This is a genomic window from Pseudomonas sp. Pseusp97 (assembly GCF_047304025.1).
GTDB lineage: Bacteria > Pseudomonadota > Gammaproteobacteria > Pseudomonadales > Pseudomonadaceae > Pseudomonas.
Genome location: NZ_JBGLYK010000105.1, coordinates 1 through 19,266 on the forward strand (window position 1 = coordinate 1; position 19,266 = coordinate 19,266).

Sequence of the window (19,266 nt, forward strand, 5' to 3'; positions counted from 1 at the left end):
AGCTTGCTCGCGAACCGGAGCCGCTCGGTGCCAGGCGGTTCGCGAGCAAGCTCGCTCCTACAGGGAACGGCCAGGCCTGCTACCGGAGTTGGTCGCCGGCCGGGAGCGCATTCGCAGGAGCGGATCTTATCCGCGAATCCGGCCGGCAGGCCGGCGCTCAGGTACGGCACCGCTGGCGCGGTGATCGCGGAGAAGCTCCGCTCCTACAAGAGCCGCTTTGGCACGGCAGAGTCAGAGGTAATCGTTGGCCTGGAACCAGGAAATCGCCCGCTCCAACGTGTCCTCCAGCGGTACATGGGACTCGAAGCCCAGTTCCTCGCGCGCCTTGCGGCCATCGAGGAACTGTCCGCCAGCCATCACCTCGATGGCCGTATCGTCCAGCAGCGGCATCTTGCCGGTCAGGCGATAGCGCCAGCGGCCCAGGGTCGCCAGTGCGCGAGCGCGGTGCAACGGCATCGGGGTCGGCGCCGGCTTGCCCAGCAGTTTGGCAATGGTCGCGGTCAATTCGCCCATCTCGATGTTGTGCCCGGTGAGCAGGTAACGCTCCCCTACCCGGCCGCGCTCGAGCGCCGTCAGCAGACCGCGCCCGGCCTCGGAAGCATCGATGACGTTCCGCCGGCCCGGCACGTAATGCAGCATCTCGTCGCGGCCGATGGCGGTGATCAGGCGCCCGGTGGTCGGGCCGATGTCCAGCTCGCCCAGCACCATGCCGGGGATCCCGATGACCACCGGCAGCCCGCCACGGGCCTGTTCGCGGGCCTGTTCGTCCAGCGCCCATTTGCACATCACGTAGGCGCTCTTGCCGGTGGGCAGTCCTTCGTAGAACAGCCCCTCGTGCCCCGGCAGCCCCTGCGGGTGCGAGGGCATGGCGAAGGCCGAGCCAACGTAGAGGATGCGCGGCACTTTCGCCTGCAGGCAGGCGGCGTAGAAATGGTTGGTCAGGTCCAGCGCGCTGGCGACTTCCTCCTGCCAGCGACGCGGGCGCACCGGGTAGTAACCGGCGCTGAAGATCACCGCGTCCAGCCCGCTGAGCGCGCGGGCCATGCCCTGGTGATCGAAGAGTTCGGCCACTCGGCATTCAGGCTCCAGATAGGCCAGGCGCTGAATCTGCGACGAGGGCCGGTGGATCAGCACCAACTGGTGGCCGGCCGCCTTGATCGCGCGGGCGGCATGGTGGCCCAGGAGCCCGGTGGCTCCGAGTACAGCGATTTTCACGGGTGCTCCCTGTTCACTGGATCGGGCAGCGCAACCTTACGCCACCCTTGGCCGTTCGAGAGAATCACGAACCACTGCTTAACGGGTCTTTGCCTGCTCGTAGAGCGGCATGACCTTGGGGATGGCGGCCTGCAGGTTGGCCATCCGCGTGCTGTCCGCCGGGTGGGTACTGAGGATTTCCGGCGGTGCGTCGCCACCGGCCTGGCCCATCTTCTGCCACAAGGTGATCGCGGCGTTGGGGTTATAGCCGGCCCGCGCCGCCAATTCCAGGCCGATGAGGTCGGCTTCGTTCTCGTTCTGCCGGCTGTTGGGCAGGGTCAGGCTGTATTCGACCACCTGGTGGGCGAGGTCGACGCTGGTCTGCCCAAGGCCGAGCAACTGGCCGCCCAGCCCCAGACCGACCTGTTCGGCGTAGGCACGGGACATGGCCTCGCGGCCGTGTTCACGCAGGGCGTGGGCGATCTCGTGGCCCATTACCGCGGCCAGCTCATCGTCGGTGAGTTTGAGCTGATCGATCAGCCCGGTGTAGACGATGATCTTGCCGCCCGGACCGCAGTTGGCGTTGAGCTCGTCGCTCTTGATCACGTTGACTTCCCACTGCCAGGACGGCGCGTCGGAGCGGAAGGCGCCGGTCTGCGGAATCAACCGCGCGGCGATGGCCTTCACGCGCTTGGCGTCGCTGCTGCTGGCATCCAGCTTGCCGGCCTTGGAGGCCTCGCCGAGGGTCTGTTGGTAGGACTGCGCATACATCTGATCGACCTGCGCGCTGGACAGCATGCTGAACATGGTCTGTTTGCGCTCGACGCCGACGACGCCGCCACTGGTGGTGTTCACCTGCTGGCAGGCGGTCAGCATCAGCGCGGCGGCCAGGCCGGCGATACGGAAAACTCTGGGCATGTTGCTCTCCCGAAACAATGCAATCTCCCACGGACAGCGCGCATGGTAGGCCCACCCCCGATGCCCGGCAACAGCTTGCTGCGCTCGCTTCAACCGGGAGCAAGAGCCCTCAGCACAACTTCTTGCGAGTCATTTGCCTATTGCTCCCCTGGCTTGCAGGTACAACGGGAGAACCGTCGCGACATGAGGTTTCAACTCAGCCAATCGCTCACTTAAACCCTGATACTGCCAATGAACAAGAAGGTCGCTGCTAGACCTTCTTTGCTCCAACTTCGCCAGAAGACTGACGACAGCCTGAGGGTTGAAGCCTCCCCGCGCAGCCAACTCCAATCCAATCAGATCCGCTTCAGCAGTCTGCTTCCGCACAAGATCCATGGATGGCGACGGCATGCCGAGCGAGATGCCGGAATCGTTGCCACCGGCCAATAGCGCACCAATTTTCATTCCCAGGCCCACAACTGCCGCATTGGCCTGGCGCTCACGGGCGTGCTCGCGGAGGGACGTGGCCATCAGGTGCCCGATGACGAAAGCAAGTTCATCATCGTTAAGATCCAGCCCGCGAATGACGCCCCCGTAAAGGATCAGTTTTCCATCCGGGCCGGAAGAAGCCTCGAAAGTATTCCTATCGATGATATTCACTTCCCACGGCCAATCTGCGGCATCTGCTCGGAAACTCCGGGTGCCGGGAATCAGGCGCTCCAATATCGCTCTGGAACGATTGAGATCTGCACCGCCAGTTTCCAACGATCCATCGGCGCTGGCACTGCGGAGTTGCTCAACGTAGGCGCTGCTCATGGACTGCTTCAACTCGTCGGGATCGACCCACCAGCCAAACCCTTGAACTCGCCTGACGCCTGCGGCTCCTCCACTGCTGTTAGAGGAATGCATGCATCCGCCAAGAACGAGCACCAGAGCAACAATCCAGACAATCCGACCCGACACGTCATCCTCCTGACAACGACTACTCCAACTGGCGGCACATGTTAGGTACGAAGCCCACCGCCGACAATCCCGCGACAGCCGGCGAACAGCCGCGTTACAACCCATTACAACGGCTGCCTAAGGAAAATCCCCCGACCTGCCGATACAGATAGACACGCAGACCTTCGGCGCATTCCGGGTACCCGTATGAAATTCAAGTCGATCCAGTTTTCCGTGGTGGCGCTGGCCGGTGCCAGCGTTCTGGCAGTGGTCGCCGCGCTGGTGCTGTACGCACTGTTCGCCGGCTCGCGGACCCAGGCGCTGGTGCAGGAGCGCACCCAGGCCCTGCTCGAGCAGGTGATCAACGAACGCCTGGTGGCCCTGGCGCGGGGTCAGGTAGCGCAGATCCAGCGCGAGCTGGAATACCCGCTCACCGTTGCCCGCGAGCTGGCCAACACCAACGCCCTGCTGGATGAGACTGACGCCAATGGCCAGCCGCTGCTGGGCATCGGCCGCGCCGGCATGTCCAACCTGCTGCGCCAGACCGTGGCGCAGAACCCCAAGCTGCTCGACGCCTTCGCCGGCTGGGAACCCAACGCCTTCGCCGGCAACGACAGCCAGTACTCCGGCCTGCCCGGCTACGACGCCAGCGGCCGCTTCATGCCCTGGTGGTACCGCAAGGACGGCAGCCTGACCGTGGAAGCCATGGGCGACACCCTGGAAAGCCAGAAGATGCAGCCCACCGGCGTGCGCGAAGGCGAGTACTACCTGTGCCCGAAAGAGAAGCACCAACCCTGCATCATCGACCCGGCGCCCTACGAAATGGGCGGCAAGATGGTGCTGATGTCCTCGTTCAACGCGCCGATCATGGTCAAGGGCCAGTTCAAGGGCACCGTCGGCGTGGACCTGTCGCTGGACTTCATCCAGGACCTGCTCAAGACCGCCGACAGTCAGCTCTATGACGGCGCCGGCGAGATGGCGCTGATCTCCACCAACGGCCGCCTGGTCGCCTACACCAAGGACCCGGGCAAGCTCGGCGAAGCCGCCAGCAGCGTGCTGGACGCCAATGAAGTGGCCAACCTGGCCAAGCTCACCCTCGACCAGCCGCTGACCTCGGTGGACAAGGAGCACGGCCACATCGAGCTGTTCCTGCCCTTCACCATCGCCGACTCCGGCGCGCGCTGGACGCTGATGCTGCAACTGCCGCAGGCAGCCGTGCTGGGCGACCTGAACCAGCTGCAGAGCGACCTGAAATCCCAGCGCGACAGCGACACCCTGGGCATGACCCTGGTCGGCCTGCTGATTGCCGCCATCGGCCTGGCCGTCATCTGGCTGGTCGGCCACGGCATTGCCCGCCCGCTGCGCCAGCTGGTGGGCATGCTCGACGACATCGCCCAGGGCGAAGGCGACCTGACCCGCCGCCTGACCAGCGACCGCGCCGACGAACTGGGCTCCATCGCCAAGGGCTTCAACACCTTCCTCGGCAAGCTGCAGGGCATGATCGGCCAGGTGGTGACCTCCGTGCAGCACGTCAGCGATTCCTCCGAGCACACCGCCGACATCGCCATCCGCACCAACCAGGGCGTGCAGAAGCAGTTGGCGGAGATCGAACTGGTGGCCACCGCCGTCCACGAGATGACCGCCACCGCCCAGGACGTGGCGCGCAACGCCACCCACGCAGCCGAAGCGGCCAACCACGCCGACCAGGCCGCGCATCACGGCAAGCGCATCGTCGAGAGCAGCTCCACGGCGATCCAGGCGCTGGCCAGCGAAATCGGCCGGGCCGTGGGCGTGGTGCAGTCGCTGGCGCGCGACAGCGAGAACATCAACGCGATCCTGGTGGCCATCCGCGGCATCGCCGAGCAGACCAACCTGCTGGCGCTCAACGCCGCCATCGAGGCGGCCCGCGCCGGTGAACAGGGCCGCGGCTTCGCAGTGGTCGCCGACGAGGTACGCAACCTGGCGCAGAAGACCCAGCAGGCCACCCAGGAAATCCAGTCGATGATCCAGCAGTTGCAGAACGGTACCCGTGAGGTGGTGCAGGTGATGCAGCAGAGCCAGGACAAGACCGAGGACAGCGTGCGTCACGCCGGCGAGGCGGCCCAGGCGCTGGAGTCGATCACCCAGGCGGTGTCGGTGATCAACGACATGAACACCCAGATCGCCAGCGCCGCCGAGGAGCAGAGCGCGGTAGCCGAGGACATCAACCGCAACGTCACCAACATCGGCATGGTCGCCAACCAGGTGGCCGGCGGCGCCGACGAAGCCTCCCAGGCCAGCGCCGAACTGACCAAGCTGGCCGAGCAGCAGCGCCGGCTGGTGAATCAGTTCAAGGTGTAATCGCCCCCCCCCCCTGCAGAAGCACCCCATGGATGCGAATCGCGGGCATGCCCCGCTCCTGCAGGGAGTCCGGATTCCTATCTCGTAGGAGCGGACCTTGTCCGCGAAATCCCGCGCGGCGGAATCCGTACCCTACGGCCATTACCACAACACGCCGCTCGCCCCCGCCTGCCCATCCGGCTACGCTGCGATGCGAGTTCGCGAGCAAGCTCGCTCCTACAGATGTTCATCCTTCGGCATGGGATCGAGGCATGGACTTCGCGGACAAGGTCCGCTCCTACGGGAAAGACGCCGCGCTGCAACCTCAGGCTGGCGTCAGGCACTCCGGCCCGTTGCAGGTCGGATCGTTGATGAAGTTTGCCAGCGCCTGCACGCGCAGCTGCGCCTGGGGCAACTGCAGCAGCTCCAGCAAGCGCGCCGCTGGCGTCTCGTTCGACAGCCATTGCGCCTGCTCGGCCACATCGAGGATCAAGGGCCGGCGCAGATCGCCCGCCGCCTGGGTGAGCATCGCCACGCTGTAATAGGTGTGGCCTTCCACCGGGTACGCCTCCCACACCCCCGCGAAGCAGATCAGCCCGCCACCGGAAATCCAGTGCGGCCGCTTGCGCGCGCCGCGCCATTCATAGAAGCCGTTGGCCGGCAGCAGGCAACGACGCTGGGCGAAGGCGTCACGGAACATCGGCTGCTCGACGATGGTTTCCGTGCGTGCATGGGCGGGGGTTCGCGACAGGTCCTTCAGCCAGGCCGGCGTCAGGCCCCAACGGGCGAGGTCGGCATGGCGCACGCCGTTCTCCTCGCGCAGGATCAGCACGCGGGCGCCGGGCGAGACACTCCATTGCGGTTGCAGGTCGGCAGGGAAGCCGGCGTTCTCGGCAAGCTCGCGGTTCCAGCGGAACAGGGCGTAGCGGCTGGTCATGGGGACTCGATAGGCGGCATCAGCAAAGCAGGACGCCGGGGCCGCCCTCGTGATCGTCGGCGCCGCCCGGCAGGGGTTGCGCGGCATTGTACGCGGCGATCAGCTCGCGCGCCTGCTCGGCCACGTCGTCCTCCACCCACAGGTGCAGCAGGCCCATGCCCGGCAGCTCGCCGATGCCGCCAACCAGGTGACGTCCGCCCAGGTGCGACGAAATGCCCTCGTTGGCCAGCATGCCGCCCAGCAGCTCGGCTTCGATCAGGTCCGCGGGTTCGTAGATTCGCTGCATCAATCGTCCTCGCGCTGCACTTCCAGGGTCCAGTCCATGCCGTCGGTGTGGAGCTGGAACAGGATCGGCCGGCAACACACCGGGCAATCTTCATAGTAGCTCTGGTCGCCCCCGGAAAGGTCGAGCACGGCCTCGGCCGGCTCGCCGCAATAGGGGCAGGAATAGGCCTGACTTTCGAGCATCGCTGGTTCCCCCGTGACTTCCGTTTATAATCGCGCGGTCTTTTTGGGTGCCCGCCTGGCCAGTGAGTCGGCGGCATACCCTTGCGGACCGTCTACTTCGCGGCCCGGCCCGTGATACCCCCAGAATTCATAGAGAGCATGATGGGCGAGTTCGAAGCCATCCGACCGTACAACGACGCCGAAGTCCCGGCAGTCCTGCAGCGCCTGCTGAGCGATGACGCCTTCCTCGGCGCGCTGGCGCGTTACCGTTTTCCGCGTCTGTCCGGTCCGTTCGGCTGGCTGCTCAGACCTCTTATAGCCCATCGGCTGGCCCGCGAAGTCACCGGCATTCGCAGCGTCAGCGAGCTGCAGCACAAAGTCGAGCCCTACGTCGACCGGACCATCGAGCACGCCACCGACGGCGTCACCTATTCGGGCGTCGAGCGCCTGCAGTCCGGCCGCGCCTACCTGTTCATCGCCAACCACCGCGACATCGTGGTGGACCCGGCCTTCTGCAACTACGCGATCTACCACGCCAAGCTGCCGACGCCACGCATCGCCATCGGCGATAACCTGCTGCAGAAGTCCTTCGTCAGCGACCTGATGCGCCTGAACAAGAGCTTCATCGTGCACCGCTCCATCAGCGGCCGCCGCGAGAAGCTGGCGGCGTACCAGAACCTCTCGGCCTACATCAATCACTCGATCTGCCAGGACGGCCAGTCGATCTGGATCGCCCAGGCCGAGGGCCGCGCCAAGGACGGAAACGACCGTACCGATTCGGCGATCCTCAAGATGTTCCACATGAGCCGCAAGGACGAGCCGTTCGCCGAGGTGATCCGCCAGCTGCACCTGATCCCGGTGTCCATCAGCTACGAGTACGACCCGTGCGACGCCGCCAAGGCGCGCGAGCTGTTCACCCGCGCGACGACCGGCGAGTACAGGAAGGCGCCGGGCGAGGACGACCGCAGCATCGTGCAGGGCATCACCGGCTACAAGGGCCGCGTGCACATCAACTTCGGCGAGGAGATCACCGGCGACTTTGCCGACGCCAAGCAGCTCGCCGCCGAGCTGGACCGGCAGATCCTCGGCAACTACCGGTTGTTCCCGGTGCACTACCTCGCCTACGAGGCATCCGACCTGCGCGACGCCGCGCTGAACGTGCCGCGCGCCGAGACCCTGTTCAAGGCCGAGGAACTGCAGCGCGCGCGCACCGAATGGGAGCGTCGCCTGGGCGAATGCCCCGCCGAGCAGCGCGGCCACCTGATCCTGCAGTACGCCAACCCGGTGCTGAACCAGTACCGGCTCAAGCAGCAGGCATGAAAAAAGGCGCCTCTCGGGGCGCCTTTTTCATCTCATCCGTTACTGGCCCAGCTGCGTGCTGTACCAGCTCACCGCCATCGCCAGCGCCATGCAGGCGAAGCCGAAACGGTAGAAGAAGCGGTTCATCCGCGCGGTGGGCTCGATGCTGTCCAGCGCTACCGGCGCGACTTCGCTCTCGGCGGCCAGGCGCGCCAGGGCCAGGCGCTCGCGGCGGCGGGTCGCCAGCAGCAGCCAGCCTCCGGCCAGGGCGAAGAACAGGGCCAGGTCGTTCACGATACGACCGGGATGGGCCTGGAAAAGACTCCAGAGCGCCTGCAGCGACATCACAAACCTCCGCTTCAGAACTGCACGCCAACGACTTCGAAGCAAAGCGGGGGTCAGTCTGGACGAACGGGCCTGGCCCGTCATGGATGAGAAACAATCGGCGCGCATTTTATCCGCTGGGCCGCCCTCGCAGCCAGCGCGCAACGCTTATTTACGACGAGCGTAAGAATTATCGAGAAACGGTCTAAGACCGTTCCTGCGTCCTGGCACGGTGCTGGCTTCACGGATTCTGCAACCCCGTCTTTCGCCAAGGAGATTCGCCATGCTCGACATCGTCCCCCACGAAAACGCCTACCTGATCGAACATCTGGAAGAAATCGAAGCCGTGGTCGTCGGCCTCTCGTTCAACGTCCAGGACGACCACTGGCTGGTCTACACCCAGGCTTGTGGCCACGAGCACCTGGACCTGCCGGAAACCGATGAGCGCATGCGTTCGTTCGAGGTCGACCCGTACCGCCAGGCAGCCTGACCGCCCCGATCAGCGCCCATGAAAAAGCCCGCCTTCCGGCGGGCTTTTTCATTTCCCTCGATCAGCGCTGGTTCAGCGTCTGGCCGATGGTCGGGTCCTTGAACACGCGGGTCAGCGCGTCGCTGAGCACTTCGCTCACCAGCTTGGTGTTGGTCGCCTGGTTGGGCGCCATGCCGAAACGCTGGTTGGTCGAGGCACCGTAGCGGCCGCTGTAGCGGCGGGTGCCGCTCTGCACGTCGGCGCGGAAAGTGGCGCCGATATCGGCCTCGGTGACGTACATGCCTTCCTTGGGCGACTGGTACTTCAGCTCGGCCAGGGTCAGGGTCAGTTGCGGGGCGTTGTAGGCATTGGCCGACGGGGTGAAGCCCAGCAGGCGCACGGCGGTTTCAGCCTGCAGCTGCAGCTTGGGAATCACGTCCTGGCTGCGCACGGTCAGCTGGCTGGTTTCCGAATACAGGCCGCCACGGGTGCCCAGGGCGGTGCTCGGGCGACCGTCGACAACTTTCACCACCACCGGCTGGCCTTGGCCGATGGCGGTCACCGGCCCTTTGAATTCAGGGGTCGGATCGAGTTGTTGCGGGCTGAGCGCGCAGCCGGTCAAGGTCAGGCTGGCGGCAGCGATAAAGCCAAGCAACAGGCGAGGCAGCATGCTCATCTCTCCATGGGTTAAGCGATGGCCGGCAGTATACCGGCGGGCAGCGCGGTCAGATAGCGCTTGGCCATTGGACGCGGAACCCGTTCTCAGGGTTCCCTGGCCACGCGTCGATAGGCCGCCTTGACCCACTCGCAGGCGAGGCGCGCCGGGAGGGGGCACAAATGAGGAATCAAGGGGTACACACTAGGAAAAAAGTCTAAGGTGCAGAGCTTTTTTTTGTGTTTCGCCGTTATAATCGCCCCCCGATTATAAGGACGCCTCCTGGTCGGGCCCCGCACGATGCCGACACGCCGTGTCTCGCCTCTGCCACCCCTCAAAGAGAGTCGCCACTCGCCTCGGTCACTGGCCGTCGCGCTTTGTACGTTCGTTGCGCAGAACTTGGCAAGGATGCAGCCGCCCCCTCCGCACGGAGACCGGACCGGCCCGCGACGACGATCCCCTTTGAGCTTCACGCCTCCAAAAGAGCGTGATCGAAGGTTTTTCACTACTTCACGAGAGTGTGGCGAGCAATGAAGAGTTTTGCGTTGGTAGCACCATTGACGTCTGACCCCGCAGCACTGAATCGCTTTTTCGGCACCGGAAGCCGCGCCTGAGCGCCACTTTCGGATGCACTTGCGGATGAACTCTTCCGCCGTGGACTGCCGAGAAGGAGCGCATTTCCCCTCCTCTGCCCCCGGCCCGAGATATTCGCGAAAGGTCCTTTGCGACCTGAGAAGAATTCGGACAGGCAACTTTTACGCACCTGAGCGAAAGCCCCCTGTCACAACTGGCTGCTGATAGTTTTGGAGACGCGTTAATGGCGCAGAACGAAATCGAATCGATGGACGTGCTGCTGGTCGGCGCCGGCATCATGAGCGCAACCCTGGCTGTCCTGCTCAAGGAAGTCGATCCGGGCGTCAAGCTGGAGATCGTCGAACTGCAGGAATCCGGAGCCATCGAGAGTTCCAACCCGTGGAACAACGCCGGCACCGGTCACGCCGGCCTCTGCGAGCTGAACTACACCCCGCAGGCGGCCGACGGCTCGATCGACATCAAGAAGGCGGTGAACATCAACGCCCAGTTCGAGGTGTCCAAGCAGTTCTGGGCCTACCTGACCGGGAAGGAAGCCTTCGGCGCTCCGCGCAACTTCATCAACCCCGTTCCGCACATGAGCTTCGTGCGTGGCAAGGACATTCCCTTCCTGAAGAAGCGCTTCGAGCTGCTCAGCCAGCACCACGCCTTCTCCTCGATGGAATACACCGAGGACCGCGCGAAGATCGCCGACTGGGCGCCGCTGACCATGCCCGGCCGTCCGGCCGACGAGCAGGTCGCGATGACCCGCGTGGAAAGCGGCACCGACGTCAACTTCGGCGCCCTGACCAACCAGCTGCTGGGCTACCTGTCCAGCCGCGAAGGCAGCGAAGTCCGCTACTTCCAGAAGGTCGTGGGCCTCGAGCGCGCAGGCGACGGCTGGCTGGTGGACATCAAGAACACCCAGACCGGCGACGCCCGCAAGGTCAAGGCGAAGTTCGTCTTCCTCGGCGCCGGCGGCGGCGCGCTGCCGCTCCTGCAGATGTCCGGCATCCCGGAAAGCAAGGGCTTCGGCGGCTTCCCGGTGAGCGGCCAGTGGCTGCGTTGCGACAACCCGGAAGTGGTCAAGCAGCACCAGGCCAAGGTCTACAGCCAGGCCGAAGTGGGCGCCCCGCCGATGTCCGTGCCGCACCTGGACACCCGCGTGGTCGAGGGCAAGACTTCCCTGCTGTTCGGCCCGTACGCAGGCTTCTCCACCAAGTTCCTGCGCCACGGTTCGTTCCTCGACCTGCCGCTGTCGGTGCGTACCAGCAACCTGCTGCCGATGCTCGCCGTGGCCCGCGACAACATGGACCTCACTCGCTACCTGGTGAAGGAAGTCATGCAGTCCATGGACCAGCGTATCGAAGCCCTGCGCAAGTTCTACCCGCAGCTGAACCCGGCCGACTGGCGCCTCGAAACCGCCGGCCAGCGCGTGCAGATCATCAAGAAAGACCCGAAGAAAGGCGGCATCCTGCAGTTCGGTACCGAACTGGTGGCAGCCCAGGACGGCAGCATCGCCGCCCTGCTCGGCGCCTCGCCGGGCGCCTCGGTCACCGTCTCGATCATGCTGGGCCTGCTGGAGCGCTGCTTCCCCGAGCGCTACAAGTCGGCCGAGTGGACTGCGAAGCTCAAGGAGATCTTCCCGGCCCGCGAGAAGCAGCTGGAAACCGACGCCGCGGTGTACCGCGAAGTCAACCAGATGACCGCCGACCGCCTGCAGATCGTCGCCGCGTCCTGAGTGCTGCGCCGATGAAAAAGCCCGCCATCCGGCGGGCTTTTTCGTTTCTGCGGGGCTGCCGGCTCAATGGCAACTGACCATCCAGCCAATGCCGAAACGGTCGGTGAGCATGCCGAAGCGCTGCGCCCAGAAGGTCTTTTCCAGCGGCATCTCCACCTGCCCTTCCTCCGCCAGGGCGGCGAATGCCTGCTCCGCCGCCACCACGCTGCGCAGCGTCAGGTGCAGGGAAAAGCCATTGAAAGCGGCGTTGTGCTCACCGCGGCCATCGGACAGGAAGACCTCCGTCTCGCCGATCTGCAGGCTGGCATGCATGACCTTGTCCAGCCAGCCGTCGGGCACCGGTGCGGGGCCCGGGGCCTCTTCATAGCGCATCAGCGCCCCCAGTTGAGCACCCACTGCATGTTGATAGAAGGCAATGGCCTCGTCGGCGCGACCATGGAAAAACAGATAGGGCTGTACTTGCACGGCTTCGTCCTCGCCTTGTCGTTATCGTTCTGAGGGAAGTCTAGGCGGGATTGCGCAGCGGGCTCTGTTCGCGAGCAAGCTCGCTCCTACAGGGTGAGCCCGCCTTTCGTAGGAGCGAGCTTGCTCGCGAACAGCCCTGAACGAAAAAGCCCGCACAAGGCGGGCTTTTCAGCGACTCGAGGCGATCAGCCGCGGGCAGCCTTGATCACTTCGATGTAGGGCTCGGCCTGGCGCTGGTCCTGGATCAGAGCGATGAAATCCTGGCCCTGGGCATCCTTGGCGGACAGGTCGTAACCGGCTTCGACGAAGAAACCGACGAAGCGCTCGAAGTCGTCGATGCGCAGGCCGCGGTAGGCCTTGACCAGCTTGTGCAGGGACGCCGGGGTGTCGTCGGCCGGTTCCACGTCGAGGAACAGCTTGATGGCGTCGTCGTTGATCTCTTCGCCAATCACCTGCTTCTTGTCTTTACGCATCGCTCGCTTCTCTCTACGGCTGTCTCGGGGATCGCGGCCGGCATCGGCTCAGGCCGGGCAACACGGGTCGGGCAGTTTAACCCTGCGCCGGGCGCGGCTCAACGCGCACGCACCGCGCCGGTATGCAGGTCGGCCCAGATATGGCCGTTGCCGTAAGTGAGGAACTGCACGTAGACGGTGCCGTTGCGCAGCAGGTCCAGCAGCTGCGGATAAGCCGCCTGCGGATAGTAGAGGCTGAGCACGCGGGTCTTCTCGTCGTAGGCCGGCTTCTTCAGGCTCTTGCCCTCGGCGTCGAAGCTGATCACCACCTGGCTGATCTGCGCGCCCTTGTTCAGCGGCTTGCCCTTCAGACGCAGCAGCGACGGCGTGGTGATCGGAATCGGCTGCTGGTTGGACTGCCGCTGGTTGCCCAGCACCACGCTGTATTCGGTGACCTGCAGCAGTTGCTGCTGCTCCGGCTCGCCCTGGCGCAGGCCGGCATCGTCCGGTGGCAGGAACTGGCTATGCATCGGCGCAGCAACGGCCACCCCGGCAAGACCAGGCGGAAGGCAGAACAACAGCGCCAGCAAGGCGCCCGGCATGCGAACGGACATCATCACCTCCGCGGGACAGGGCCGGGCACTCTAGCACGCGCCCGAAGCGCCACGACAGGCGCACATGGCAAGCACGGCGATACATTGATAGCCTTCAAAGCAACATCCCTCATACATCGCATCTCACGAATCGAAGCCGCCATGCTGCACAACGTCTCCGACCTCGACCTGCGCCTGCTGCGCATCTTCGCCTGCGTAGTGCGCTGCGGGGGCTTCTCCGCCGCGCAGGGCGAACTGGGCATGGGCCAGTCGACCATCAGCACGCACATCGCCAGCCTGGAGACACGCCTGGGCTATCGCCTGTGCGAGCGTGGCAAGAGCGGCTTCCGCCTGACAGAAAAAGGCGAGCGGGTGCTGGACTACGCGCAGAGTCTGTTCGCCGCGCTGGGCGACTTCCGCGACCAGGTGCAATCCTTGGCCGGACGCCTGGTCGGCGAGCTGCACCTGGGCCTGGCCGACAACATCGCCACGCTGCCCGAAGCATGCATCCACCAGACCCTCGCACGCTTCAACCGGCGCGACCAGGATGTGCGCCTGCATTTCCTCATCGAGTCCTCCAGCGAACTGGAGCGCCTGGTGCTCAGCGGCCGCCTGCACCTGGCCATCGCCTGCTTCAGCCGGCGCCTGCCGAACCTGCGCTATGAGCCGCTGTACCACGAGCGGGTAGCGGTCTTCTGCGGACGCGAGCATCCGTTGTTCGACAGGCCGGTAAAGGACGCAAGCGAGCTGGAAAGCTGCGACTGGATCCAGCACGGCTATGCAGTGGCCGACGTGCAGTTGCCGGCCGATCCGCAACGCAGCACGGCCTTCGCCCAGCACATGGAGGCGGTGCTCCACGCCGTGCGCGCCGGTACTCACCTGGGCTACCTGCCCACGCACTATGCCGAGCGCTGGGTGCAGCAGGGCGAGATGCGCGCCCTGCTGCCGGACAGCCTCGGCTACGGCATCACCCACAGCCTGGTGGTGCGCGACGAACCGGGGCACAACGAAGCGCTCCAGGCGCTGGTCGAGGACCTGCGCCTGGAGCACGGGGTGACGCCGGTCAGCGCGGCGCGGTGATGTGCTTGATGTCGAAGAACGCCGACAGCCCCCACGGCCCAAGCTCGCGACCGATGCCGCTGCGCTTGCCGCCGCCCCAGGAGGTCTGCGGGAATACCACTTGCGGCGAGTTCAGCCAGACGTTGCCGGCTTCGAGGCTCTCGGCGACGCGCTGGGCGCGCTCGAGATCGGCGCTGCACACGGTGGCGGCCAGGGCGAAGTCGCTGTCGTTGGCCTGGCGCAGGGCATCCGCTTCGTCACTGAAGGTGCGTACGCACAGCACCGGACCGAAGATTTCCTCGCGCCACAGGCGGCTGTCCGCCGGAACGTCGGTGTACACGGTCGGCTGGATGAACCAGCCCTCGGCCGCTTCGCCGCCGGTGAGGCAGGCCAGGCCTTCGTCGCGGGCCACTGCGAAGTAATCGAGCACCTTGCGGTACTGCGCTTCGCTGGTCATCGGCCCCATGTCGGTCTCGCCCTGAAGCGAATCGCCGACGCGCAGGCCTTCCACCGCGACCTTCAGCTTCGCCAATAGCGGCGCGGCGATGGACTCCTGCACCAGCAGGCGCGAGGTGGCGGAGCACATCTGCCCGGCGTTCCAGTAGACGCCGGCAATGATCCACTGCACGGCCTCGTCGAGGTCGCAGTCCTCGAACACCAGGATCGGCGACTTGCCGCCCAGTTCCAGGCCCACCGGCAGGGTGCGCGCTGCAGCGGCTTCCATGACCTTGCGGCCGACCACATTGCTGCCGGTGAAGGACAGCTTGGCGATGCCCGGATGGCTGCACAGCGCGGCGCCGGCATCGGCCAGGCCCGGCACCAGGTTCAGCATGCCGGCGGGCAGGCCGATGGCGTCGGCGATCTCGCCCAGCACCAGTTCGATCAACGGAGTGATCTCCGACGGCTTGAGCACCACGGTGCAGCCCGCCGCCAGGGCCGGCGCGATCTTCCAGGCGCTGGTCACCAGCGGGAAGTTCCACGGCACGATCAGGCCGACCACGCCGATGGGCTCGAAGCGGGTCTGCGAGCGGTAGCCGGCGTCCGGCAGGGTTACTTCGGCGTTCTGCCGGGCGTCCAACTGGTTGGCCAGTTCGGCGTAGTAGGCGAAGGTGGCGATGGCGTCGCCGATATCGATTTCCGCTTCCAGGCGCGGCTTGCCGCTGGCCTGCATCTGCAGGGTGATCAGTGCCTCGCTGCGGGCTTCGAGCTGCTCGGCGAAGGCGCGCAGGTAGCCGGCGCGCTGCGCGGCGCTGGTCAGCCTCCAGTCGGCGAAGGCGCGTTTGGCCGCAGCGACGGCGCGTTCGACGTCGGAGGCGCCGGCACAGGCGACCTCCGGCAGCGCTTCACGGCTAGCGGGAGCAATCGGGCGCAGGACGGCGCCGCTGTCGGCAGCCTGCCATTGGCCATCGATATAAAGGAGACGGGACATGCGAACCTCGGACGGTTGTCTTGTGAGGGTCGCAGGATAGGCGGGGCATGCATCGGCAAAAATGCGAGACAGCCCATGCATGCATCGATTCTGACAGATGTATCAGGACGGGTTGTAGGAGCGAGCTTGCTCGCGATCCGCTCAGCTCTGTAGTGCCCGGTGAGTCCGTTCGCGAGCAAGCTCGCTCCTACGAAAAGCAATCCCTCAGCCGAATTGCGAGCGCATCCACGCCAGATAGTCTGCAGCGCCCGCCTCGCCCTCGCGGGGCGCCCACTGGCCGCGTTCGTCCTCGCCCAGCGGCACGAAGGGTCCGGCCTTGGCTTCGAACATGATGCTGTCCGGCTCCAGCGCCACGATGGCGTGGAAGGTGCCCGGCGGCAGGTCCGCGCCGACGCATTCGCCGCCCGCACGCAGTACGCGGGTCGTCAGCAGTTCGCCACTGTCGGAAAAGATCAGCAGACCCAGCGCGCCCTTCACCACCAGCAGGCTCTCGGCCTTGTCCGGGTGACGGTGGCAATGCGGCGGGATGTAGCTGTCGGGCTGCAGCGCATTGAGCAGGCGATGGCAGGGCTCGGTCTGCTCATGGAAGTTGTGGTTCTGCCGGCGCCGGGGGCTGGCGGCGGCACGGGCCGCGACCTCGTCGAACAGCGCACTGTCGAGAAAACGCGGCCCGCTCATCGTCACAGGCCCTTGACGGCGAAGATGCCGGCGGCGTTGCGCCAGTAGCCCTTGTAGTCCATGCCGTAACCGAAGATGTAGCGGTCGATGCAGGACAGGCCCACGTAGTCGGCCTTCAGGTCCGGACGGGCCTTGCGGTCGTGGTCCTTGTCGATCAGCACGGCGGTGTGCACGCGCTTGGCGCCGGCGTGCTTGCAGAAGTCCATGATCGCCGAGAGCGTGTGCCCTTCGTCGAGGATGTCGTCGATGATCAGCACTTCGCGGTCGATGAAGGAGATTTCCGGCTTGGCCTTCCAGAACAGCTCGCCACCGGTGGTCTCGTTGCGGTAACGGGTCGCATGCAGGTAGGAAGCTTCCAGCGGGAAATTCAGCAGCGGCAGCAGCTTGCCGGAGAAGATCAAACCGCCGTTCATCACGCAGAACACCACCGGGTTGGTGTCGGCCAGGGAGCCGTTGATGGCCTCGGCCACACGGGCGATGGCGGCCTCTACCTCGGCATTGGTGTACAGGCAGTCGGCTTCGGCCATGACTTGGCGGATGTGCGCGAGATCGACGGACATGGGGGTTCTCCCGTGAAAAAGTGCGCAAAGGTACCTATCGGCGTGCCATGGAGCAAGGGTCAGCGGACGAATGTCGCCGACAATCGTGGCCCAAGATAGCTAGGATGCATTACGCTACCGCAATTTTTTTGCCAGCCCGCCCGGAGAACCCGTCCATGCCCGTCCTCGAGATCCGCCATCCCCTGATCCGCCACAAGATCGGACTGATGCGCCGTCACGATATCAGTACCAAGAATTTCCGCGAGCTGGCCCAGGAAGTGGGCGCCCTGCTGACCTACGAGGCGACCAAGGACCTGCCCCTGGAAAACTACGAGATCGAAGGCTGGGCCGGCCCCGTGCAGGTCGAGAAGATCGCCGGCAAGAAGATCACCGTGGTGCCGATCCTGCGCGCCGGCATCGGCATGCTCGACGGCGTGCTCAGCCTGATTCCGGGCGCCAAGGTCAGCGCCGTGGGCGTGGCGCGCAACGAGGAAACCCTCGAAGCGCACACCTACCTGGAGAAGCTGGCGCCGGATATCGCCGAGCGCCGCTCGCTGATCATCGACCCGATGCTGGCCACCGGCGGCTCCATGGTCGCCACCATCAACCTGCTCAAGAAGGCCGGCAGCAAGGACATTCGCGCCATGGTGCTGGTGGCGGCGCCGGAAGGGATCAAGGCGGTCAATGATGCGCATCCGGACGTGCTCATCCTGACCGCCTCCATCGACCAGTGCCTGAACGAGCACGGCTACATCATGCCGGGCCTGGGCGATGCCGGTGACAAGATCTTCGGCACCAAGCAGAAGGAAACCTGATCGATGGCCGATGAATTCAACGAACCGCTGTGGCGCCAGGTCATCTCTGGCGCGCAGATGCTCTTCGTGGCCTTCGGCGCGCTGGTGCTGATGCCGCTGATCACCGGCCTGGACCCGAACGTCGCGCTGTTCACCGCCGGCTTCGGCACCCTGATGTTCCAGATCGTCACCGGCCGCCAGGTGCCGGTGTTCCTGGCTTCGAGCTTCGCTTTCATCACCCCGATCATCCTCGCCAAGGGCCAGTTCGGCCTGGCGGCGACCATGGGCGGCGTGGTGGCGGCGGGTTTCGTCTACACCTTCCTGGGCCTGGCGGTGAAGGTAAAGGGCACCGGCTTCATCGACCGCCTGCTGCCGCCGGTGGTGATCGGCCCGGTGATCATCTCCATCGGCCTGGCCATGGCGCCTATTGCCGCCAACATGGCGATGGGCAAGGCCGGTGACGGCACCGAGCTGATCCCGTACAAGACCGCCATGTTCATCTCCATGCCGGCGCTGCTGACCACCCTGATCGTCGCGGTGTTCGGCAAGGGCATGCTGCGCCTGGTGCCGATCATCGCCGGCGTGCTGGTGGGCTACGGCCTGTCCTTTGCCTTCGGCGTGGTCGACGTGGCCAAGATCGTCGCCGCGCCCTGGCTGGAGCTGCCGAAGTTCACCGCGCCGGAATTCAACTGGCAGGCGATCCTGTTCATCGTCCCGGTAGCACTCGCTCCGGCCATCGAGCACATCGGCGGCGTCATCGCCGTGGGCGGCGTGACCGGCAAGAACTACCTGAAGACCCCGGGCCTGCACCGCACCCTGCTCGGCGACGGTATCGCCACCTCCGCCGCCGGCCTGTTCGGCGGCCCGCCGAACACGACCTACGCGGAAGTGACCGGCGCGGTGATGCTGACCAAGAACTACAACCCGAAGATCATGACCTGGGCGGCGGTGTTCGCCATCGGCCTGGCCTTCATCGGCAAGTTCGGCGCCATCCTGCAGAGCATCCCGGTACCGGTCATGGGCGGCATCCTCTGCCTGCTGTTCGGCACCATCGCCTCGGTGGGCATGAACACCCTGATCCGCCACAAGGTGGACCTGTCCCAGGCACGCAACCTGTGCATCGTCTCGGTCACCCTGGTGTTCGGCATCGGTGGCGTGCTGATCGGCACCGGCACCGGCCCGGACGATTTCGGCCTGAAGGGCATCGCCCTGTGCGCCATCGTCGCCATCCTGCTCAACCTGATCCTTCCGGGCGAGGAAGGCTGGGAGAACAAGGCGCTGGAGCAAGGCGCCGGCGATTCCCCCGCCGAGAAGCCCGCCGAGTGAGGTAGCGGGGCCCCCCGGCGGGGGCGGCCCGGCCCCCCCGCCCGCCCCCAACGGCATTTTTTCCCCCGCCTTTTTCCAAACAAATTAAAACCGGGCGCCCGTGGGCGCGGTTTTCCTTTGCTACGATAGCCTTACAG

Annotated in this window: 21 protein-coding genes; 7 read left to right on the forward strand and 14 right to left on the reverse strand. The window is 65.4% G+C overall.

The window, feature by feature from the left end:
- Window positions 1–231: 231 nt before the first annotated feature.
- The 3 genes from ACCC94_RS17500 to ACCC94_RS17510 form a co-directional block, all read right to left on the reverse strand.
- Window positions 232–1,215, reverse strand: coding sequence for an NAD-dependent epimerase/dehydratase family protein (locus tag ACCC94_RS17500; protein ID WP_413350750.1), 984 nt, complete (start codon window positions 1,213–1,215; stop codon window positions 232–234).
- Window positions 1,216–1,293: 78 nt separating this feature from the next.
- Window positions 1,294–2,112, reverse strand: a complete 819-nt coding sequence (locus ACCC94_RS17505) for a M48 family metallopeptidase (RefSeq protein ID WP_413350751.1) — start codon at window positions 2,110–2,112, stop codon at window positions 1,294–1,296.
- A 129-nt stretch (window positions 2,113–2,241) separates the two neighbouring features.
- A complete protein-coding gene (locus ACCC94_RS17510) occupies window positions 2,242–3,054 on the reverse strand; it encodes a M48 family metalloprotease (RefSeq protein WP_413350753.1) in 813 nt (270 codons plus the stop codon).
- A gap of 186 nt (window positions 3,055–3,240) precedes the next feature.
- On the opposite strand from ACCC94_RS17510, the gene ACCC94_RS17515 reads away from it, so the two are divergent.
- Window positions 3,241–5,373 (forward strand): methyl-accepting chemotaxis protein, encoded by a 2,133-nt coding sequence (locus ACCC94_RS17515; RefSeq protein ID WP_413350754.1) that lies wholly within the window; start codon window positions 3,241–3,243, stop codon window positions 5,371–5,373.
- Between the two features lie 304 nt (window positions 5,374–5,677).
- On the opposite strand, the gene ACCC94_RS17520 is transcribed toward ACCC94_RS17515, so the two are convergent.
- The 3 genes from ACCC94_RS17520 to ACCC94_RS17530 are packed head-to-tail and all read right to left on the reverse strand — an operon-like array spanning window position 5,678 to window position 6,757.
- Entirely contained in the window at window positions 5,678–6,289 is a 612-nt protein-coding gene (locus ACCC94_RS17520) for an SOS response-associated peptidase (protein ID WP_413350756.1), read from the reverse strand.
- A gap of 19 nt (window positions 6,290–6,308) precedes the next feature.
- Window positions 6,309–6,575: a putative signal transducing protein gene (locus tag ACCC94_RS17525; RefSeq protein ID WP_413350757.1), complete on the reverse strand. Its 267-nt coding sequence runs from the start codon at window positions 6,573–6,575 to the stop codon at window positions 6,309–6,311.
- Window positions 6,575–6,757 carry a CPXCG motif-containing cysteine-rich protein gene (locus tag ACCC94_RS17530; protein ID WP_413350758.1) on the reverse strand — a complete coding sequence of 61 codons (183 nt, stop codon included), beginning with the start codon at window positions 6,755–6,757 and terminating at the stop codon, window positions 6,575–6,577. The genes ACCC94_RS17525 and ACCC94_RS17530 overlap by 1 nt, the downstream gene beginning before the upstream one ends.
- Window positions 6,758–6,895: 138 nt before the next feature.
- Here ACCC94_RS17530 and ACCC94_RS17535 point away from each other — a divergent pair, with 138 nt between their 5' ends.
- On the forward strand, window positions 6,896–8,056 hold the full coding sequence (locus ACCC94_RS17535; protein ID WP_413350759.1) for a 1-acyl-sn-glycerol-3-phosphate acyltransferase: 1,161 nt from the start codon (window positions 6,896–6,898) through the stop codon (window positions 8,054–8,056).
- A gap of 39 nt (window positions 8,057–8,095) precedes the next feature.
- Here the strand turns inward: ACCC94_RS17535 and ACCC94_RS17540 are convergent, their stop codons facing one another.
- On the reverse strand, window positions 8,096–8,380 hold the full coding sequence (locus ACCC94_RS17540; RefSeq protein WP_413350760.1) for a hypothetical protein: 285 nt from the start codon (window positions 8,378–8,380) through the stop codon (window positions 8,096–8,098).
- 262 nt (window positions 8,381–8,642) lie between these two features.
- Here ACCC94_RS17540 and ACCC94_RS17545 point away from each other — a divergent pair, with 262 nt between their 5' ends.
- Window positions 8,643–8,849 carry a hypothetical protein gene (locus tag ACCC94_RS17545; protein ID WP_413350761.1) on the forward strand — a complete coding sequence of 69 codons (207 nt, stop codon included), beginning with the start codon at window positions 8,643–8,645 and terminating at the stop codon, window positions 8,847–8,849.
- Window positions 8,850–8,910: 61 nt separating this feature from the next.
- Here the strand turns inward: ACCC94_RS17545 and ACCC94_RS17550 are convergent, their stop codons facing one another.
- Window positions 8,911–9,498, reverse strand: coding sequence for a YajG family lipoprotein (locus ACCC94_RS17550; RefSeq protein ID WP_413350762.1), 588 nt, complete (start codon window positions 9,496–9,498; stop codon window positions 8,911–8,913).
- A gap of 802 nt (window positions 9,499–10,300) precedes the next feature.
- Here ACCC94_RS17550 and mqo point away from each other — a divergent pair.
- A complete protein-coding gene (gene mqo, locus ACCC94_RS17555; RefSeq protein ID WP_413350763.1) occupies window positions 10,301–11,794 on the forward strand; it encodes a malate dehydrogenase (quinone) in 1,494 nt (497 codons plus the stop codon).
- 63 nt (window positions 11,795–11,857) lie between these two features.
- Here the strand turns inward: mqo and ACCC94_RS17560 are convergent, their stop codons facing one another.
- The 3 genes from ACCC94_RS17560 to ACCC94_RS17570 form a co-directional block, all read right to left on the reverse strand.
- Window positions 11,858–12,259, reverse strand: coding sequence for a VOC family protein (locus tag ACCC94_RS17560; protein ID WP_413350764.1), 402 nt, complete (start codon window positions 12,257–12,259; stop codon window positions 11,858–11,860).
- A 185-nt stretch (window positions 12,260–12,444) separates the two neighbouring features.
- Complete coding sequence (locus ACCC94_RS17565) at window positions 12,445–12,732, reverse strand: PA4642 family protein (RefSeq protein ID WP_017519723.1); 288 nt, start codon at window positions 12,730–12,732, stop codon at window positions 12,445–12,447.
- 98 nt (window positions 12,733–12,830) lie between these two features.
- Window positions 12,831–13,313, reverse strand: coding sequence for a hypothetical protein (locus tag ACCC94_RS17570; protein WP_413350771.1), 483 nt, complete (start codon window positions 13,311–13,313; stop codon window positions 12,831–12,833).
- Between the two features lie 153 nt (window positions 13,314–13,466).
- Between ACCC94_RS17570 and ACCC94_RS17575 the strand changes: the two genes are divergently transcribed.
- Entirely contained in the window at window positions 13,467–14,384 is a 918-nt protein-coding gene (locus ACCC94_RS17575; protein WP_413350765.1) for a LysR family transcriptional regulator, read from the forward strand.
- Here ACCC94_RS17575 and ACCC94_RS17580 read toward each other — a convergent pair.
- The 3 genes from ACCC94_RS17580 to ACCC94_RS17590 all read right to left on the reverse strand — a co-directional run bounded on the left by ACCC94_RS17580 (window position 14,368) and on the right by ACCC94_RS17590 (window position 17,030).
- Window positions 14,368–15,792 (reverse strand): aldehyde dehydrogenase family protein, encoded by a 1,425-nt coding sequence (locus tag ACCC94_RS17580; protein ID WP_413350767.1) that lies wholly within the window; start codon window positions 15,790–15,792, stop codon window positions 14,368–14,370. The two genes, ACCC94_RS17575 and ACCC94_RS17580, sit on opposite strands and share 17 nt — an antisense overlap.
- Before the next feature lie 204 nt (window positions 15,793–15,996).
- Window positions 15,997–16,470 (reverse strand): WbuC family cupin fold metalloprotein, encoded by a 474-nt coding sequence (locus ACCC94_RS17585; RefSeq protein ID WP_413350768.1) that lies wholly within the window; start codon window positions 16,468–16,470, stop codon window positions 15,997–15,999.
- Window positions 16,471–16,472: 2 nt separating this feature from the next.
- On the reverse strand, window positions 16,473–17,030 hold the full coding sequence (locus ACCC94_RS17590; protein WP_017519718.1) for a hypoxanthine-guanine phosphoribosyltransferase: 558 nt from the start codon (window positions 17,028–17,030) through the stop codon (window positions 16,473–16,475).
- Window positions 17,031–17,185: 155 nt separating this feature from the next.
- Here ACCC94_RS17590 and upp point away from each other — a divergent pair, with 155 nt between their 5' ends.
- Both upp and ACCC94_RS17600 read left to right on the forward strand, forming a co-directional pair.
- On the forward strand, window positions 17,186–17,824 hold the full coding sequence (gene upp, locus ACCC94_RS17595) for a uracil phosphoribosyltransferase (RefSeq protein ID WP_045210998.1): 639 nt from the start codon (window positions 17,186–17,188) through the stop codon (window positions 17,822–17,824).
- Window positions 17,825–17,827: 3 nt separating this feature from the next.
- Complete coding sequence (locus tag ACCC94_RS17600) at window positions 17,828–19,129, forward strand: uracil-xanthine permease family protein (protein WP_413350770.1); 1,302 nt, start codon at window positions 17,828–17,830, stop codon at window positions 19,127–19,129.
- The last annotated feature ends 137 nt before the right edge of the window (window positions 19,130–19,266 follow it).

Bases quoted from the DNA above. Each gene is read 5' to 3' on its own strand.
- ACCC94_RS17525 (WP_413350757.1), bottom strand. From the start codon at position 6,575: ATGCAGCGAATCTACGAACCCGCGGACCTGATCGAAGCCGAGCTGCTG.
- ACCC94_RS17530 (WP_413350758.1), bottom strand. From the start codon at position 6,757: ATGCTCGAAAGTCAGGCCTATTCCTGCCCCTATTGCGGCGAGCCGGCC.
- ACCC94_RS17600 (WP_413350770.1), top strand. From the start codon at position 17,828: ATGGCCGATGAATTCAACGAACCGCTGTGGCGCCAGGTCATCTCTGGC.
- ACCC94_RS17580 (WP_413350767.1), bottom strand. From the start codon at position 15,792: ATGTCCCGTCTCCTTTATATCGATGGCCAATGGCAGGCTGCCGACAGC.
- ACCC94_RS17575 (WP_413350765.1), top strand. From the start codon at position 13,467: ATGCTGCACAACGTCTCCGACCTCGACCTGCGCCTGCTGCGCATCTTC.
- ACCC94_RS17540 (WP_413350760.1), bottom strand. From the start codon at position 8,380: ATGTCGCTGCAGGCGCTCTGGAGTCTTTTCCAGGCCCATCCCGGTCGT.
- ACCC94_RS17545 (WP_413350761.1), top strand. From the start codon at position 8,643: ATGCTCGACATCGTCCCCCACGAAAACGCCTACCTGATCGAACATCTG.
- ACCC94_RS17550 (WP_413350762.1), bottom strand. From the start codon at position 9,498: ATGCTGCCTCGCCTGTTGCTTGGCTTTATCGCTGCCGCCAGCCTGACC.
- ACCC94_RS17520 (WP_413350756.1), bottom strand. From the start codon at position 6,289: ATGACCAGCCGCTACGCCCTGTTCCGCTGGAACCGCGAGCTTGCCGAG.
- ACCC94_RS17535 (WP_413350759.1), top strand. From the start codon at position 6,896: ATGATGGGCGAGTTCGAAGCCATCCGACCGTACAACGACGCCGAAGTC.
- ACCC94_RS17505 (WP_413350751.1), bottom strand. From the start codon at position 2,112: ATGCCCAGAGTTTTCCGTATCGCCGGCCTGGCCGCCGCGCTGATGCTG.
- mqo (WP_413350763.1), top strand. From the start codon at position 10,301: ATGGCGCAGAACGAAATCGAATCGATGGACGTGCTGCTGGTCGGCGCC.
- ACCC94_RS17585 (WP_413350768.1), bottom strand. From the start codon at position 16,470: ATGAGCGGGCCGCGTTTTCTCGACAGTGCGCTGTTCGACGAGGTCGCG.
- upp (WP_045210998.1), top strand. From the start codon at position 17,186: ATGCCCGTCCTCGAGATCCGCCATCCCCTGATCCGCCACAAGATCGGA.
- ACCC94_RS17590 (WP_017519718.1), bottom strand. From the start codon at position 17,030: ATGTCCGTCGATCTCGCGCACATCCGCCAAGTCATGGCCGAAGCCGAC.
- ACCC94_RS17565 (WP_017519723.1), bottom strand. From the start codon at position 12,732: ATGCGTAAAGACAAGAAGCAGGTGATTGGCGAAGAGATCAACGACGAC.
- ACCC94_RS17515 (WP_413350754.1), top strand. From the start codon at position 3,241: ATGAAATTCAAGTCGATCCAGTTTTCCGTGGTGGCGCTGGCCGGTGCC.
- ACCC94_RS17570 (WP_413350771.1), bottom strand. From the start codon at position 13,313: ATGCCGGGCGCCTTGCTGGCGCTGTTGTTCTGCCTTCCGCCTGGTCTT.